The organism is Paraburkholderia sp. D15 (assembly GCF_029910215.1).
Taxonomy (GTDB): Bacteria; Pseudomonadota; Gammaproteobacteria; order Burkholderiales; family Burkholderiaceae; genus Paraburkholderia.
Genome location: NZ_CP110396.1, coordinates 3056625 through 3070409, shown reverse-complemented (window position 1 = coordinate 3070409; position 13785 = coordinate 3056625). Strand labels below are relative to the sequence as shown.

Annotated in this window: 13 protein-coding genes; 8 read left to right on the top strand and 5 right to left on the bottom strand. The window is 66.9% G+C overall.

Going from position 1 to position 13785, the window contains the following annotated elements:
• Positions 1-14: 14 nt before the first annotated feature.
• Positions 15-578, bottom strand: a complete 564-nt coding sequence (gene ahpC, locus LFL96_RS33465) for an alkyl hydroperoxide reductase subunit C (RefSeq protein WP_281002176.1) — start codon at positions 576-578, stop codon at positions 15-17.
• Between the two features lie 141 nt (positions 579-719).
• Positions 720-2840 carry a propionate catabolism operon regulatory protein PrpR gene (gene prpR / locus LFL96_RS33460; RefSeq protein ID WP_281002175.1) on the bottom strand — a complete coding sequence of 707 codons (2121 nt, stop codon included), beginning with the start codon at positions 2838-2840 and terminating at the stop codon, positions 720-722.
• On the opposite strand from prpR, the gene LFL96_RS33455 reads away from it, so the two are divergent.
• From LFL96_RS33455 to LFL96_RS33435, 5 genes are all read left to right on the top strand, one after another.
• The gene (locus LFL96_RS33455; protein ID WP_281002174.1) at positions 2827-3099 is read left to right on the top strand and encodes a hypothetical protein; all 273 of its coding nucleotides are present in this window, start codon (positions 2827-2829) and stop codon (positions 3097-3099) included. The genes prpR and LFL96_RS33455 overlap by 14 nt on opposite strands.
• Entirely contained in the window at positions 3096-3977 is an 882-nt protein-coding gene (locus tag LFL96_RS33450; RefSeq protein WP_281002173.1) for an oxaloacetate decarboxylase, read from the top strand. Before LFL96_RS33455 ends, LFL96_RS33450 begins: the two co-directional genes overlap by 4 nt.
• A 367-nt stretch (positions 3978-4344) precedes the next feature.
• On the top strand, positions 4345-5784 hold the full coding sequence (locus LFL96_RS33445; RefSeq protein ID WP_281002172.1) for an MFS transporter: 1440 nt from the start codon (positions 4345-4347) through the stop codon (positions 5782-5784).
• A gap of 69 nt (positions 5785-5853) precedes the next feature.
• Positions 5854-6288, top strand: coding sequence for a GNAT family N-acetyltransferase (locus tag LFL96_RS33440; protein WP_281002171.1), 435 nt, complete (start codon positions 5854-5856; stop codon positions 6286-6288).
• A gap of 125 nt (positions 6289-6413) precedes the next feature.
• Positions 6414-7082: a cation diffusion facilitator family transporter gene (locus LFL96_RS33435; protein WP_281002170.1), complete on the top strand. Its 669-nt coding sequence runs from the start codon at positions 6414-6416 to the stop codon at positions 7080-7082.
• Positions 7083-7168: 86 nt separating this feature from the next.
• On the opposite strand, the gene LFL96_RS33430 is transcribed toward LFL96_RS33435, so the two are convergent.
• The 3 genes from LFL96_RS33430 to LFL96_RS33420 form a co-directional block, all read right to left on the bottom strand.
• Positions 7169-8044, bottom strand: coding sequence for a 2OG-Fe(II) oxygenase (locus LFL96_RS33430; RefSeq protein WP_281002169.1), 876 nt, complete (start codon positions 8042-8044; stop codon positions 7169-7171).
• Between the two features lie 130 nt (positions 8045-8174).
• A complete protein-coding gene (locus tag LFL96_RS33425; RefSeq protein ID WP_281002168.1) occupies positions 8175-8654 on the bottom strand; it encodes a nuclear transport factor 2 family protein in 480 nt (159 codons plus the stop codon).
• A 138-nt stretch (positions 8655-8792) separates the two neighbouring features.
• Positions 8793-10397 (bottom strand): MFS transporter, encoded by a 1605-nt coding sequence (locus tag LFL96_RS33420; protein WP_281002167.1) that lies wholly within the window; start codon positions 10395-10397, stop codon positions 8793-8795.
• Between the two features lie 164 nt (positions 10398-10561).
• On the opposite strand from LFL96_RS33420, the gene LFL96_RS33415 reads away from it, so the two are divergent.
• The 3 genes from LFL96_RS33415 to LFL96_RS33405 all read left to right on the top strand — a co-directional run bounded on the left by LFL96_RS33415 (position 10562) and on the right by LFL96_RS33405 (position 13758).
• Complete coding sequence (locus tag LFL96_RS33415; protein WP_281002166.1) at positions 10562-11440, top strand: LysR family transcriptional regulator; 879 nt, start codon at positions 10562-10564, stop codon at positions 11438-11440.
• A gap of 188 nt (positions 11441-11628) precedes the next feature.
• Entirely contained in the window at positions 11629-12267 is a 639-nt protein-coding gene (locus tag LFL96_RS33410; RefSeq protein ID WP_281002165.1) for a hypothetical protein, read from the top strand.
• Positions 12268-12408: 141 nt separating this feature from the next.
• Complete coding sequence (locus tag LFL96_RS33405; protein ID WP_281002164.1) at positions 12409-13758, top strand: DUF2325 domain-containing protein; 1350 nt, start codon at positions 12409-12411, stop codon at positions 13756-13758.
• The last annotated feature ends 27 nt before the right edge of the window (positions 13759-13785 follow it).

Genomic DNA, 13785 nt, shown 5'->3' with positions numbered 1-13785 from the left:
ATGCACGCGAAACCTTAGATCTTGCCGATCAGGTCCAGCGACGGGGTCAGCGTTTCAGCGCCCGGCGTCCACTTGGCGGGGCAGACTTCGCCCGGGTGAGCGGCGACGTATTGTGCAGCCTGCACCTTGCGCAGCAGTTCGCCTGCGTCACGGCCGATGCCGTTGTCGTGCACTTCGCTCAGCTTGATCTCGCCTTCCGGGTTGATCACGAACGTGCCGCGCAGCGCCAGGCCTTCTTCCTCGATCAGCACGTCGAAAGCGCGCGAGATGGTCAACGTCGGGTCGGCCAGCATCGGGTACTTGATCTTCTGGATCGTGTCCGACGTGTCGTGCCAAGCCTTGTGCGTGAAGTGCGTATCGGTCGACACGCTGTAGATTTCCACGCCGAGCTTCTGGAATTCGGCGTAGCGGTCAGCCAGGTCACCCAGTTCCGTCGGGCAAACGAAGGTGAAGTCAGCCGGGTAGAAAACGAAAACCGACCACTTGCCCTTCAGGCTTTCTTCAGTGACGGTCACGAAATCGCCGTTGTGGTAAGCCTGTGCCTTGAACGGTTTGACTTGAGTGTTGATGATCGGCATTTACTGAGTCCTCTTTCTGAGTGGTTGGAAAGTGGAGTAAGTATCTCAGACGACGCTTAATAGGTAAAGCGGATTGTTTTAATGATTATGATAGTCTGACGCTATTTATTTCGCGGGTAGTGACTATCGCATTGAATTCACTCAGGTTTTCATCAGCCGCCAAAGCGTCGTGCGGCCGATGCCGAGCGCCCGGCTCGCCGCGGCGCGGTTGCCGCCGGTCGATTCGAGGGCGCGCATGACGTCCTCGCGGGTCGGTGTCGAGCGAGGCAACGCCGGTTTGGCCGTTGCTGCGTCGCCGTTACCAGGAAGACCGGTAGTACGCGAGTGTAACGCGAGACGGGTATCGGCTTCACGCGCCGCCTGCCTCATCCGCCCGAACTCGGGGAACACCGCCTGCCAGTCTTCGCCCGGCATCGCGTCCGGTTTGGCGCCCGCGGCCGAACTGCCGTCAGAAGCCGCCGAACCCGTGGTGCCCGCCCCGTCGCCGAGATAAATCGCGGCGCGCGCCAGCAGATTTTCCAGCTCCCGCACGTTGCCGGGCCACGCGTAGCCGTCGAACAAGGGCGCGAGGAACGCGAGTATCCGTTCCAGCGCCGCTTCCGGCAGCCCATGGTGCAGCGCGCCGCGCTTCAACAGATGGCGCGCGAGTAATGCGACGTCATTGGCAACATCATTGGCAACGTCGCCGCGCCGTTCGCGCAGCGGCGGCAATTCTATCTGAAGCAGGTTCAGCCGGAAATACAGATCCGCGCGAAACGCGCCCTGCTCGACCAGCGCGTGCAGATCGCGATGCGTGGCGGCGATGACCCGCACGTCGACCGGCGTCGCGCGTCCGGCGCCCAGCTTCATCACCTCGCGTTCCTGCAGCACGCGCAGCAGACGGCTTTGCAACGCAGCCGGCATTTCGCCGATTTCGTCGAGAAAGATCGTGCCCGTGTGCGCGATCTCGAAAAGCCCCGGCTTGCCGCCGCGCCGCGCGCCGGTGAACGCGCCTTCCTCGTGGCCGAACAGCTCGCTTTCGATCAAACCTTCGGGCAACGCCGCGCAATTGAACGCGACGAACGGATTGCCGCGCCGCCGGCTGGCATTGTGAATGCCCTGCGCGACCAGTTCCTTGCCGGTGCCGCTTTCGCCGGTGAGGAGCACCGTGGCGTCGTGCGCGGCGCCCGCGCGCGCAAGGCGCCGCACGCGTTCGAGCGCCGCCGATTGGCCCACCAGATCGTCCAGATGATGCCGCGCGACCAGCTGCTTCGGCCGCTGGCTGGTGCGCAGCGAACGGTCGATGCGCTGCGCGACGAGCGCATCCTGCACCGTCACCACCGATCCCGAACGCACACCCTGCTCCATGACCGGCACGCAGTTGACGATCAACGCGCGCCCGCCGATCTGTTCGATCCGTTCTTCGATCCGCCGGGCCGGGTCGTGCCGATCGTTCATCTCCCGCAGCCACGGACCGACGGCGCGCGCGACCTGCGCGGCCACGTCCGGATCGCGCCCGCCGAACGGCGCGTCTCCCGCGCGATCCACACCGAGCAGTTCCAGCATCGCCGGGTTGACGGCTTCGAGCTGGCCGGCGTCGTCGAACGCGGCGACGCCGTCGCGCAGATGGCCGACGATCGTGTTCAGCCGCTCGCGCTTCGCTTCCTTCTGGCGGCTGACGCGCGCCAGTTCCACCGAGCGCTCGAAGGCCTCCTCGACCGCGCCGAGCGAATACAGGAACACGCTGGCGAGCCCGGCCTGCTGCGCGACATCGCATGCCATGCCCGGGCCGATGATCACGCTGCACCCCTCGTCGGCGAGATTGCCGACGGCGAGCCGTACCTCATCGACGGAACGGTACGCCCGCTGTTTCAGCCCGACCTTCAGCCAGCCGGTCAGATCGGCAAGCTCGTGCGAGATCGTTTCATGCAGCACGAGGCCGATCTGCGCGCCGGGCCATGTGGTGGTGGCGCGCGTGATCGCGCTCAGCACGTCGAAGCCGTTCACCTTGACCATCACGACCGGCACGTTCAGGTTGTCGCGCAGATACGCGCCGTTCGATCCCGCGGCGAGGACGACGTCGACCGAGCCGGCGTCCACATAGGCTTGCAGGGTCGCGACCGCCGCGCCGTAGCCTTCGCGAACCGAAAAGAAGCGCGCCTGCTCCGCGTAGCGCGGCGCGACCGTCTCGCAAAGCGACTGCAAGCGGCTGATACTGACCAGTGCGACGCCCGGCCGGCTGGTGGTCGGCGGCAAAGCGGGAAACGACGTGAAAGTGGACATCCCGGCACTCCGCGCGAAAACGTTGAAACGTTCCATGAAACGTTTCACGGAACCGTTCCAGCATTGTGCCACGAACGCCTTCATGCGTTCCATATGCGCTAATTCATTGATTAACAAAAACAAATTAAAAACAAACGCAGCCCGGCCACGCAATGGCATGCTTCCTGCACAAATGGCCGCAGCCGTCGCCTCGACGGCGCTTGAACGCCGCGCCTCGCGACACACTCATGCCTTCATCACCGGAGACACCTTGCCATGACCACTTCCGCCACCCGCCGCGCCGCGTTCCGCGCCAAAGTCGCAGCCCGCCAGGGCCTGCTCGTACCCGGCGCGTTCAACGCGATGAGCGCTCGCGTCATCGAGGACGCCGGCTTCGAGGCGATCTACATCACCGGCGCGGGCGTGACGAACATGTCGCTCGGGCTGCCCGACCTCGGCTTCATCGGCCTCGCGGAAGTCGCCGAGCACACCGCGCGGATTCGCGACGCGGTCGCGCTGCCGCTGATCGTCGACGCTGACACCGGCTTCGGCAATGCGCTGAACGTCCGCCAGACCGTGCGCGTGCTCGAACGCAGCGGCGCCGACGTGATCCAGTTCGAAGACCAGATCATGCCGAAGAAGTGCGGCCACTTCGCCGGCAAGGAGGTGATCGGCGCGAGCGAGATGGCCGGCAAGATCCGCGCGGCGGTCGATGCCCGCGAGGACGGCAATCTGCAGATCATGGCGCGCACCGATGCGGCAGCGGTCCACGGCATCGAGGACGCGATCGAGCGCGGTCATCGTTTCATCGAAGCCGGCGCCGACATTCTGTTCATCGAGGCGACGGAATCGCTGGCCGACATCGAACGTTTGCCGTCGCTGTTCGACACGCCGCAATTGATCAACATCGTGATCGGCGGCAAGACGCCGGTGCAGTCGCGCGAGGCGCTCGGCAAGCTCGGCTACGGCATCGTGCTGTACGCGAACGCGGCGTTGCAGGGCGCGGTGCTCGGCATGCAGCGCGCGCTCGGCACGCTGAAGAGCAACGGCCGTCTCGACGAGGACGCGACGCTGGTCGCGCCGTTCAGCGAGCGTCAGCGGCTCGTCAACAAGCCGCTGTACGACAAGCTCGACCGCGAGTACGCGGCAAAGGACTGAGCGGCATCGTCATACCGCGGCGTGGCGGAACGACATTGCGCGATGTCGGCCGATCCTGATCGACATCGACCGAAGTCGGCCCGCCGCGCTCCAACGCTACGGCAATCCTCGACGATACAAGCGGCGCTGTTGCGTTACGATGCAAGGCTGGCGGCGCAAGGCCGCCTTTCCACCGCTGCGTCACCGTGCGGGCCGCGCTTGCCGCCAGCCCACCTCCGCCACGTGACGCCGCTCCGCATTCGAAAGGTCGTCGCAAGAACATGAAGCCCATCCGGATTCGCGCCTGCCGCCTGCGCGCCACGCAGCGCTTTGCCGTCGGCGCCGCCGCGGCAATCGCGCCCGTCAAGCCCACCGCGAGGTCCGCGCGATGAGCACCAGCGAGACGCGCAACGCGCACATCGGCTGGCTGCCGTACATCGTCGCGGCCACCTTCTTCATGGAGTATCTCGACACCACGGTGATCGCCACCGCACTGCCGCAGATGGCGCACTCGTTCGGCGTCGGCCCCAATAGCCTCAGTCTCGGCATGACGGCCTACATGCTGGCGCTTGCCATTTTCATTCCGGCGAGCGGCTGGGTCGCGGACCGCTGCGGCTCGCGCACCGTGTTCTTCAGCGCGATCGGCGTGTTCACGGTGGCCTCGGTGCTGTGCGGACTGTCGCAGAACGTCGTCGAATTCACCGCCGCGCGTCTGCTGCAAGGCATGGGCGGCGCGATGATGGTGCCGGTGGGCCGTCTGATCGTGGTCCGCAGCACCGAGAAGAGCCGCATGATGCAGGCGATCTCGACCATCACGTGGCCGGCCATCGCCGCGCCGGTGATCGGGCCGCCGGTCGGCGGCTTCATCACCACCTACGCGTCGTGGCGCTGGATCTTCCTGCTCAACGTGCCGTTCGGTCTGGCCGCGATGGCGGTGGCGCTCGCGCTGGTGCCGAACCTGCGCGGCACGGAGCGCAAGCCGCTCGACGTGGCCGGTCTGCTGCTGAGCGGCACGACCCTGACCGCGATCCTGTACGGCGCCGAACTCGCGAGCCAGCCCGGCGAGAATCCGTGGGTGGCCGGCGCGGTGATCGTGTTCGGTCTGCTGATGGGCGTGGTCGCGTTCCAGCACGCGAAGCGTCATCCGCATCCGCTGATCGACGTGTCGACGCTGAAGATTCCGACGTTTTCCGTGACCGTGGTGACGGGTTCGTTCACGCGCATCGGCATTGGCGCGGTGCCGTATCTGATGCCGCTGCTGTTCCAGGTGGGCTTCGGTTTGTCGGCGTTCAAGTCGGGCCTGCTGCTGCTCGCGAGCGCGCTCGGCAACCTCGGCATGAAGGCGCTGACCACGCGCATTCTGCAACGCTACGGCTTTCGCATGGTGTCGATCGTCGACGTGACGATCGCCGGCATCTTCATCGTCGCATGCGGGCTGCTGACGCCGAACGTGCCGCTCGCGCTGGTGCTGATCGTCGTGTTCGTCTACGGCGTGGCGCGCTCGATGCAGTTCTCCACGCTCGCCACCCTCGCCTATGCCGATGTCGCGCAGCCGCAGATGAGCGCGGCCAGCACGCTGTGGAGCGCGGCCGCGCAGATGACGATCGGCCTCGGCATCGCATTCGGCGCAGTGGCGTTGCGCGCGGCGGCGTTCGTCAACGGCGAAACGACGGGCCGCGTGTTCACGCTCGACGACTTCCGCCTCGCGTTCCTTGCCGCGGGCGTGCTGACGCTGGTGTCGGTGATCGGCTACTGGGGGCTGCCGCATAACGCGGGACAAAGCATCGGCGGCGGCTCGCGCGGCACGGAAGACCCGGCCAAGGGATGAAGCGCGGCGGCGCGCTTCACGACGCTCAACGGTATCCATCAATCCAGAAAAAACAGCAGGAGACTCGCGGTGCAATCGAACGATCTGAGCCTGTCGAATGACAAAAACGAACTCGACCTCGAAATGATCTACACGTTTCTGTCGCAGCAGACCGCGTGGGCCAAGGGCATGCCGCGCGACACGTTCGAGCGCGCGGTCGCGGGCTCGCAGTGTTTCGGCGCCTATCGCGACGGCAACCAGATCGCCTTCGCGCGGCTCATCACCGACGAGGCGACCTTCGCGTACCTGTGCGACGTTTTCGTGCTGCCCGCGCATCGTGGCCAGGGCGTCGCGTCGGCGTTGATGAAGCACATCTTCGCGAGTCCGTCGGTCAAGGGACTGCGCCGCGTCGTGCTGGTCACGAGCGACGCGCACCACGTGTATGCGCCGCACGGCTTCACCAGCCTCGCGAATCCGGAGCGCTATATGGAACTGCATAACCCGGATATCTACCGGACGCCCTGACCCGCTGTCATGCGCGTGCCACGTTGGCCGGGTACTTTGCTGCGACAACAGAAGAAACGGTCCCCAGCCAATGTCCCAGCTTCCCGTGCGCGACTGCCGCAGTCAGGTTCTTTCCGGCGGCCATCTTGTTTAAGGCCGCCTCCACGAGCGCACTGCTCAACGCCTTCCTTTGCGCGATGCAGATCGCCATCGGCCTGACCGCGCATTCGGACGGGCTGTTCGCGGACGGCATCCATACGTTGAGCGACCTTGCCGCCGACGGCGTCGTGCTGGTCGTGCTGTACCTCACCACACGGCAACGCGGCACCGCGCAGCGTGATGCGAATGGCGGCACCGAACAGGCGCTGGCGTCGCTGTTCATCGCCGCCGTGCTGGGCGTTACCGCCATCGAAATGCTATGGAACAGCGTCGCGCAAACGTCGACGCTGAGCGGCAGCAACGCGATGTATATCGGCGCGCTGGCAATCAGCGGCTTCGTCACGATCGCCAAGGAAGTGCTGTTCCGCTATCTGCGCGCCGAAGCGCGCCGTACCGATTCGGCGATGCTGATGGCCAGCGCCTGTCATGCGCGCGTGGACGCCGTCTCGGCGCTCGTCGCGACACTTGGACTGGCCGGCAGTCTCGCCGGCGTGCCGGTGCTCGATCACGTCGCGGGCGCGGCGATCGGCATGATGATTCTGCGCATGGGTTACACGAGCGGCCGGACGGCGTTGAAACAGTTGCTGGCGGGATCGGCCGAAGCCGCGACGGCTACAGCCACCGCGACGGCTTCCATCGGACGGACGGTCGACTAGGTCACGAGGCCAACGCCGGTTCGAAGCATGAGCGGCTCATCAGCGAGACGCTGCGGCGGCGGCGCCGGTCACGCCCGCATCGGCCGTCACCCGTACGCGCGTTCGCGCATCCACTTGGTCATGATCCACTTGTCGCCGTGAAGCACCGGCGAACCGCCGTGCAGGGTCAGCGGGTCGAGCTGGCGCTGACCGTTCATATAGCGGAAATACACCGCGCCGCCCTGATTCGCGGCGACCGACAGGCCCGCTTCGGGAAAAATCGTTTCGCCGCCGCCGGGCACGTCGTTCAGGTAGATCACCAGGGTCGACACGCGCTGGCCGCCCTCCGCGGTATGCACCGCGCTGCCGGGCTGGTCGGGCGGGAAATAGTCGAAATGCGGACGGTATTCGCCGGTCACGCCGTAATGCAGAATCTGCAGACCCTCGCCGTTTTCGACCGGCCAGTTCATCAAGGCGGCAATCCGGCGGTCCAGCTTCTCGATGAACGCGTCTTCGCAGCGCTGGTACCAGATGCCTTCGCTGGTGCGGTTGCGGATCACGTCCTCCTTGCCGGTGTCCGGATTCACGATCGTCGAACGTTTCAGCCGATGCCGCGAACGCTCGATCATCTCCGCGCATTCCTCCGGCGACAGCACGTCGGCAAACACCACCACCTGCGGCCGCTCGCAACGCATCACGACGCGCACGTCGCGGTCGAACGCGTGAATCACATTGCCGGCGGCGACCGGCATCGCGTCGTACTCGAAGGTACGCGGCGCGGTTTTCGCCAGCACGGCCTCGGTCGCGGCAACCGCCGCTATCCTGGCCTGTGCGTCCTGGCCGGCCGCGCGGTGCACCGCCGCGCGCGCGGCGTCGGCCGCAAAGCCGGCCTGCACCATCGACTCGACCATCGAATCCACGCTGCAGCCGCGCGCGACATTGCTGCTGAGCCATTCTTCCCAGGCGGAATCCAGTACGGGCATGACAATCCTCGCTTCGTCGGCGTGACGGACTAATGTAGCAGGTCGATGGCGCGCGACAAGCGGCACGAGAGCGGCACGAAAGCGGCGCAAGACCGGCACGCGACCCGCGTACGAGCGGCGCCGGCTGGCCTCAGGTCCGCAACTGCCGGCTCCGGTAAAGCTCGAGGCCCTTCTTCGCCTGCGCGCGGATCGCGCGCTGCATCATCGGCGTCCAGCCCAGCAGGCCGCCCTTGATGCCCAGCGCCTGGCGCGACCACCACCACAGGTCGAAGGTATCGCGATGTTCGGCGATCAGACCGTCGCGAAACACGAAACGCGCTTCGATGCGGTTCACGACCTCGCGGCCGGTCTGGCTGAACAGGTAACGCGCGACCCAGTGCGCGCGGCCGTTGCGCTCGTCGGCTTCGACGCCGTCGAACGTCAGCGAAAAATTCTGCGCGCGGGCAACCAGCATACGCCACATGTCGCGCGCCTCGTCGCCGCGTAATTCGCCGAACACGGGGTCGCTGAAGACCACGTCGCCGGCATAGCAGGCGGCCATGGCTTCGGCGTCGCGCTGCTGGAATGCCGTGTAGAACCGCTCGATCACTTCGATGTTGGATGCGCTCATTTTTTCGTCTTGTGCGATGCCGGTTGGCGAGGAATGCTGGATCGGTGGCGCTCCGCGGCGAAGGCGGCCGCGAGCACGCTGCACAAGATATCGGAAAATCGCGCGGGTGGGGGCATGCGCGAGCGGCGCCTGACAGTTCTACCCAATTTTGCCCTGCGGTTGAGCGGGGGTTTGCGCTGGTGTTTGCATTGAAGCGCCGCGCCCGGCCAGCAGCCAGACCGCAACGCCAATCACCACCGCGGCGGCGCCGGCCAACGCCAGCGCGGCAGCGAATCCGTTCGCGAAACTCGCCTGCGCGGCCGACATCAATGCGCGCCGCACGTCCGGCGCCAGTTGCGCGGTGGCTTGCGCGGCGTCGCCCGCCAGCACACGGGACAGGAAACCCGCGTCGAGCGCCGTCTGGACGGCCGGCGTGCGCGGCGCGTCGGCGATAAATGCCGCCTGCGTGCGCGCCGCCAGCACCGCGCCCAGCACACCGACCGACGTGACGATCGCGGTGAAGCGCGTCGTCGTGCTGATGCCGGATGCCATGCCGGTCCGCTCCGGCGGCACGCAGGCCATGATGGCTTTCTGCGTGTCGCCGTTCAGCATGCCGGCGCCGAGCCCCGTCACGATCATGCCGACGGCGACGAATGCATAGCGCGCATCGCTCGCGACGAAGGCCGTCAGCAGATTGCCAAGCGCGATCAGCAGCAGCGCGGCCGACAGCATCGCGGGGGCGGAAAGCCGCTTGTCGAGACGCGCGCCCAGGTACGGGCCGACCACCATCGCCAGCGCGAACGGCAGCATGCCGACGCCCGCCGCCACCGCCGACAGGCCGAACGCATTCTGCAGATAGAGCGGCAGGAACGTCATCATCACCTGCGCGCAGGCGGCGTAGCCGAACATCGCGAGCACGCCGGCGACGAAGCGCGGCTGGCGGAACAGCGCGAGATCGACCATCGCGTGCCGGCGCACGCGCTGCACCTGGATGAAGGCGCCGAGCAGCAGCACGCAACCCGCGAGTCTGACGACGGTCGCGCGGCTCGCGAGTCCGTCGGCCGGCACTTCGATCAGCGCCCAGATACCGAGCGACAGCGCGAGACCGAACAGGATGCCGCCGGCGGCATCGAGCGGTCCGCGTTGCGGGTTGCGCGATTCGCCGATCGCGCGCGACGCGCACCACGCCAGCACCGCGCACACCGGCAGATTCAGCAGAAAGATCCAGCGCCAGCCGAGCCATTGCGTGATCACGCCGCCGACCAGCGGCGCGATGGTGGTCGCGAGTCCCATGCAGGTGCCCCAGACGGCCCACGCGCGCACCCGCGCAGGCCCCTCGTGAAAGGTGTTGGCGATCACCGCGAGCGCCGCCGTGAGCAGCATGGCCGCCCCCACGCCCTTGACCCCGCGCGCGAGATTCAGCAGCAACGCGGAAGGCGCCGCCCCGCAACCGAGCGACGCGAGGAAAAACACCGCGAGCCCGAGCAGCAGCATCCGCTTGCGGCCGAAACGGTCGGCCAGCGCGCCGGCAGGCAGCAGACACGACGCGAACGCGACCATGTACGCGCTGACCACCCATTCGACATCGGCGAAACTGGCGTGGAACGAGCGCGCGATCGACGGCAGCGACACGGCGACGACGTTGGTGTCCAGCACGATCAGCGCGCAGGTCGCGGAGGCGGTGGCGAGGACGAAGGCGGGGCTGGCGGCGTGCCGGGAGATTTCAGGAGGGGATGCGGTGGAACGGGGAGAGGCGGAAGTCATGGGCGCGAGCAGGCGTGGACGAAGGTGGAACGGTTCTTGACCCCGCTTCGCGGGATCGAAGTTCGCGGGATCGAGGCAAGTGGGTTCATCCTAGCGATCCATTTATTGCCTGTCATTGGCATAGAATCGCAACATAATTAACCTGATTGGAAATAGCGAGTCCTATGCGCCAACTCGAACTTCGTCATATCCACGCGTTCGTTTGCGTCGCGAGGCAGCTCCATTTTTCGCGGGCCGCCGACGAACTCGGCATCGCCCCACCCTCGCTGACCAAGCTGATCCAGGAAGCCGAACGGCTGCTCGGCGTGCGGCTGTTTCATCGCACCAAGCGCTCGGTGGCGTTGAGCGCGGCGGGCCATGCGTATCTCGCGGAGGCGCTCGTCGCGCTCGATCATCTCGCCCGCGGCGAAGAGCGCGCGCTGCTCGCCGAGCGTGGCGAACTGGGGCGCGTGGAGGTCGGCTACGTCGCGTCGGCCGCGTATGCGGGCGTGCTGCAACGCTCGGTCGGCGGATTTCGCGCCGCGCATCCGGGCGTCGACGTGTCGATCCGCGAAGTGCCGATGGACACGGTCGCCGCCATGCTCGGCGACGGTCAACTGGACGCCGCCTACGTGCGCCCGCCGCTGCCGCTCGCCGACGGCATCGCGGCGGTCACCGTGCATCGCGACCGCTTCGTGCTGGCCTTGCCGGCGGATTGCCCGCTGGCGGCGTCGGCGGAACGCATCAAGCCGGCGCAACTGCGCGACCAGTGCTTCGTGCTGCCCGAGCAGGAAGCGCCGACCTTCGAAGTCGCGCGGCGCGGCCGCTTCACGCCGCGCCTCGGGCCACGGCCCGGCACGCTTGCGTCGGTACTGGCCCGTGTCTCGCTCGGCGGGATGGTCGCGGTGGTGCCGCATACGCTCGCCGAATGCGTCGCGCTGCCCGGGGTCGTGTATCGCGACATCGCGGGGAAACCGATCGCGTCGGAGATCGCACTGGCCTACCGGAAGTACGAGAAGGCGGCGGCGGTCAACGCTTTCCTCGCGTTTGCCCGCGCGGGATGAGCGGCGCATCAACATCGCAGCGCCGCCGCCATGTTGTGATCCCGCGCAACGGAAACGGTCGTTCGGTTCCACACCCGGCTCGCCTTTCGTTATATCCTCTCGAATATCACGGTCGGCCTCGAACGGCGCGCAACGGGCTTCTCCGCCGCGCCGCACGAGGCCCAACACGCCAGCGGGAGCCATCAGCAGTGCGCAGTCGATCCACTCAGTCCGATCCGGCGAACGGCCGCCAACGCTTTGCCAACGAGATCTCGTCGACCATCGTCGCCGTGAAATCGGCGTCCGAGCGCGGCCGCGCGGAATCGATCCGCGACGTCGTCGACGCTTACCGGCGGCTTTACGGCAGCGTGCAGCGCTTCGTGCTGATGCTGAGCGCCGATCCGTTGAACTTCGCGTCGGTCGGCACCTCGGGGTCGCCGACCTTCAACCAGTTGCTGTCGATCCTCGCCGAACGTGCGCGCGCCGTCGGCTTCGCGCGCCTCGCCGATCTGAAAGCCTCGATCGAGGAAGCCCGCTCCGCCGATCAACTCCGCGACGCGATTTTCTCGGACGCGTTCAGCAACGATCTGACCGCGTTGCGCAAGGTCGTCGCCGAACTTGAACGGCTCGATGCCGCTTTCATCGGATTGTGCGTCGGCCATGTGCTGGAACAGCACGCGCCGGTGGCCGCCGACGCCCTGCCGCGTTCGGCCACGCGCGGCGCGGCCCGTCCGGCGCGCGGTCGCGGCGCCACGGCAAAAGCAGCGGCGGCAGTGACAGAAAGGGCAACGGCTGCGGCTCGCCGCGACTCGCTCACCGAAGCCGCCCTCGCCGGCGCGAACGAATAAACCGCCAGCCAAACAGATGACGCGCTCTTTTGCCCATCGCTATATCGCCTCAAACATAGCGCGGGACATCCGCGTACCGACATGACGAGGCACGCCGTCCCCGTCGAGCACGACTGACCCCGAACCGGATTCGAGGACCTCATGCACACGCCCCCGTTTCGTCTCGCCCAGCCCTCCCGCCTCAAATTGTCCGGCGACGACCGCGCCGGCACCGGTCTGCGCGCCGCCGACGCCTGCTGCACACCCGCCAAGGCGCCGCCGCAACCGGCTGCCGCGCGGCGCTCGCGGCTCAGCGAACTCGACGCCCATCTACATTGCTCGATCATCGGCACCTGTCTGACCACGCACGAGCTGCGCAAGCTGGTGCCGAAATTCACGAGCCTCGACCGCCGCGACGCCAGCGATCTCGACATCCACCATTACGCGGTCGAACTGGCAACGGCCGGCGGCGCGGGCGCCAAGGCGCTGAACAAGCTGCTCGACGAACACTACGCAGGCGCGCTGCGCCGTTTCGACGACGCCGCCGACGATGTCGAACTGCTGAAGCTGTGGGACGAGGCCCTCAAAAGCGGCGACATTCCGCCCGCCTACTGGGCCGTGATGACGCACCGTCACGCGACGCTGCCCGTGCGCCAGAAAGCGTTCGGCGATCTGCACATGTTGTCGCATCTGGTGGGCGCCGCGAATCGCGCGGACATTCGACGGCTGGTCGCGCTGGAGGAAGAGAACGCGGCGCTGAAGGAGAAGATCGAGCGTCAGCAAAGCCGTCTGCATGAACTGAGCGTGCAGCGCGACGCGTCGATCGCCGCGCTGCACGAGCAGATCGCGCAACTCAGCGCGCACGCGGCACGCCAGTTCCCGGCCGATGCCGCCGGTCTCGCCGCCGAAACGCAACGTCTACGCGAACGCCTCGACGATGCCGATCAGCGCGTGGCCCTCCACACCAGCCGCCGCGAAGCCGCGGAGCAACGCGTGCAGCAGGAACAGGAAGCCGCGCTGACGCTGCGCAAGCGCCACGATCACGCGCTTGAGCTGCTCAAGCTGGTGCAAAGCGAATGCGACGCACTGGAACGCGCAACCGTCGATGCCGCCGGCGCCACCCACGGCGCGCGCCGTGCGAGCCTGGATAGCGTGCAGGGCAAGCGCATCGTCTACGTGGGCGGACGGCCGAATTCGAATGCGGCGTTAAAGCGTCTGGTGGAAAACGCGGGTGGCGAGCTGCTGGTGCACGACGGCGGCGTGGAAGACCGCAAGGGCCTGCTCGCGGCCGCGCTGCCGGGCGCCGATATCGTGGTGTTTCCGGTGGATTGCGTCGATCACGACTCGATGAACACGCTCAAGCGCGTATGCGAGCGGCACCAGATCGACTATCACCCGTTGCGCACGGCGAGCGTGGCGAGCTTCGTGGAATTGATGGCGCGGCTGCATCCGGAGCACGTCGCGCAACTGGAGCAAGCGCCGGCGCCGGCATTCTGCCTGCGGCACGGTTAACGGCTGAAGACCGATGCGAGCGCAACG

Coding starts and splice junctions, on each gene's coding strand:
- LFL96_RS33425 (WP_281002168.1), bottom strand. CDS start 8,654: ATGAGCGCATCCAACATCGAAGTGATCGAGCGGTTCTACACGGCATTC.
- LFL96_RS33450 (WP_281002173.1), top strand. CDS start 3,096: ATGACCACTTCCGCCACCCGCCGCGCCGCGTTCCGCGCCAAAGTCGCA.
- LFL96_RS33445 (WP_281002172.1), top strand. CDS start 4,345: ATGAGCACCAGCGAGACGCGCAACGCGCACATCGGCTGGCTGCCGTAC.
- LFL96_RS33405 (WP_281002164.1), top strand. CDS start 12,409: ATGCACACGCCCCCGTTTCGTCTCGCCCAGCCCTCCCGCCTCAAATTG.
- ahpC (WP_281002176.1), bottom strand. CDS start 578: ATGCCGATCATCAACACTCAAGTCAAACCGTTCAAGGCACAGGCTTAC.
- LFL96_RS33430 (WP_281002169.1), bottom strand. CDS start 8,044: ATGCCCGTACTGGATTCCGCCTGGGAAGAATGGCTCAGCAGCAATGTC.
- LFL96_RS33420 (WP_281002167.1), bottom strand. CDS start 10,397: ATGACTTCCGCCTCTCCCCGTTCCACCGCATCCCCTCCTGAAATCTCC.
- prpR (WP_281002175.1), bottom strand. CDS start 2,840: ATGTCCACTTTCACGTCGTTTCCCGCTTTGCCGCCGACCACCAGCCGG.
- LFL96_RS33415 (WP_281002166.1), top strand. CDS start 10,562: ATGCGCCAACTCGAACTTCGTCATATCCACGCGTTCGTTTGCGTCGCG.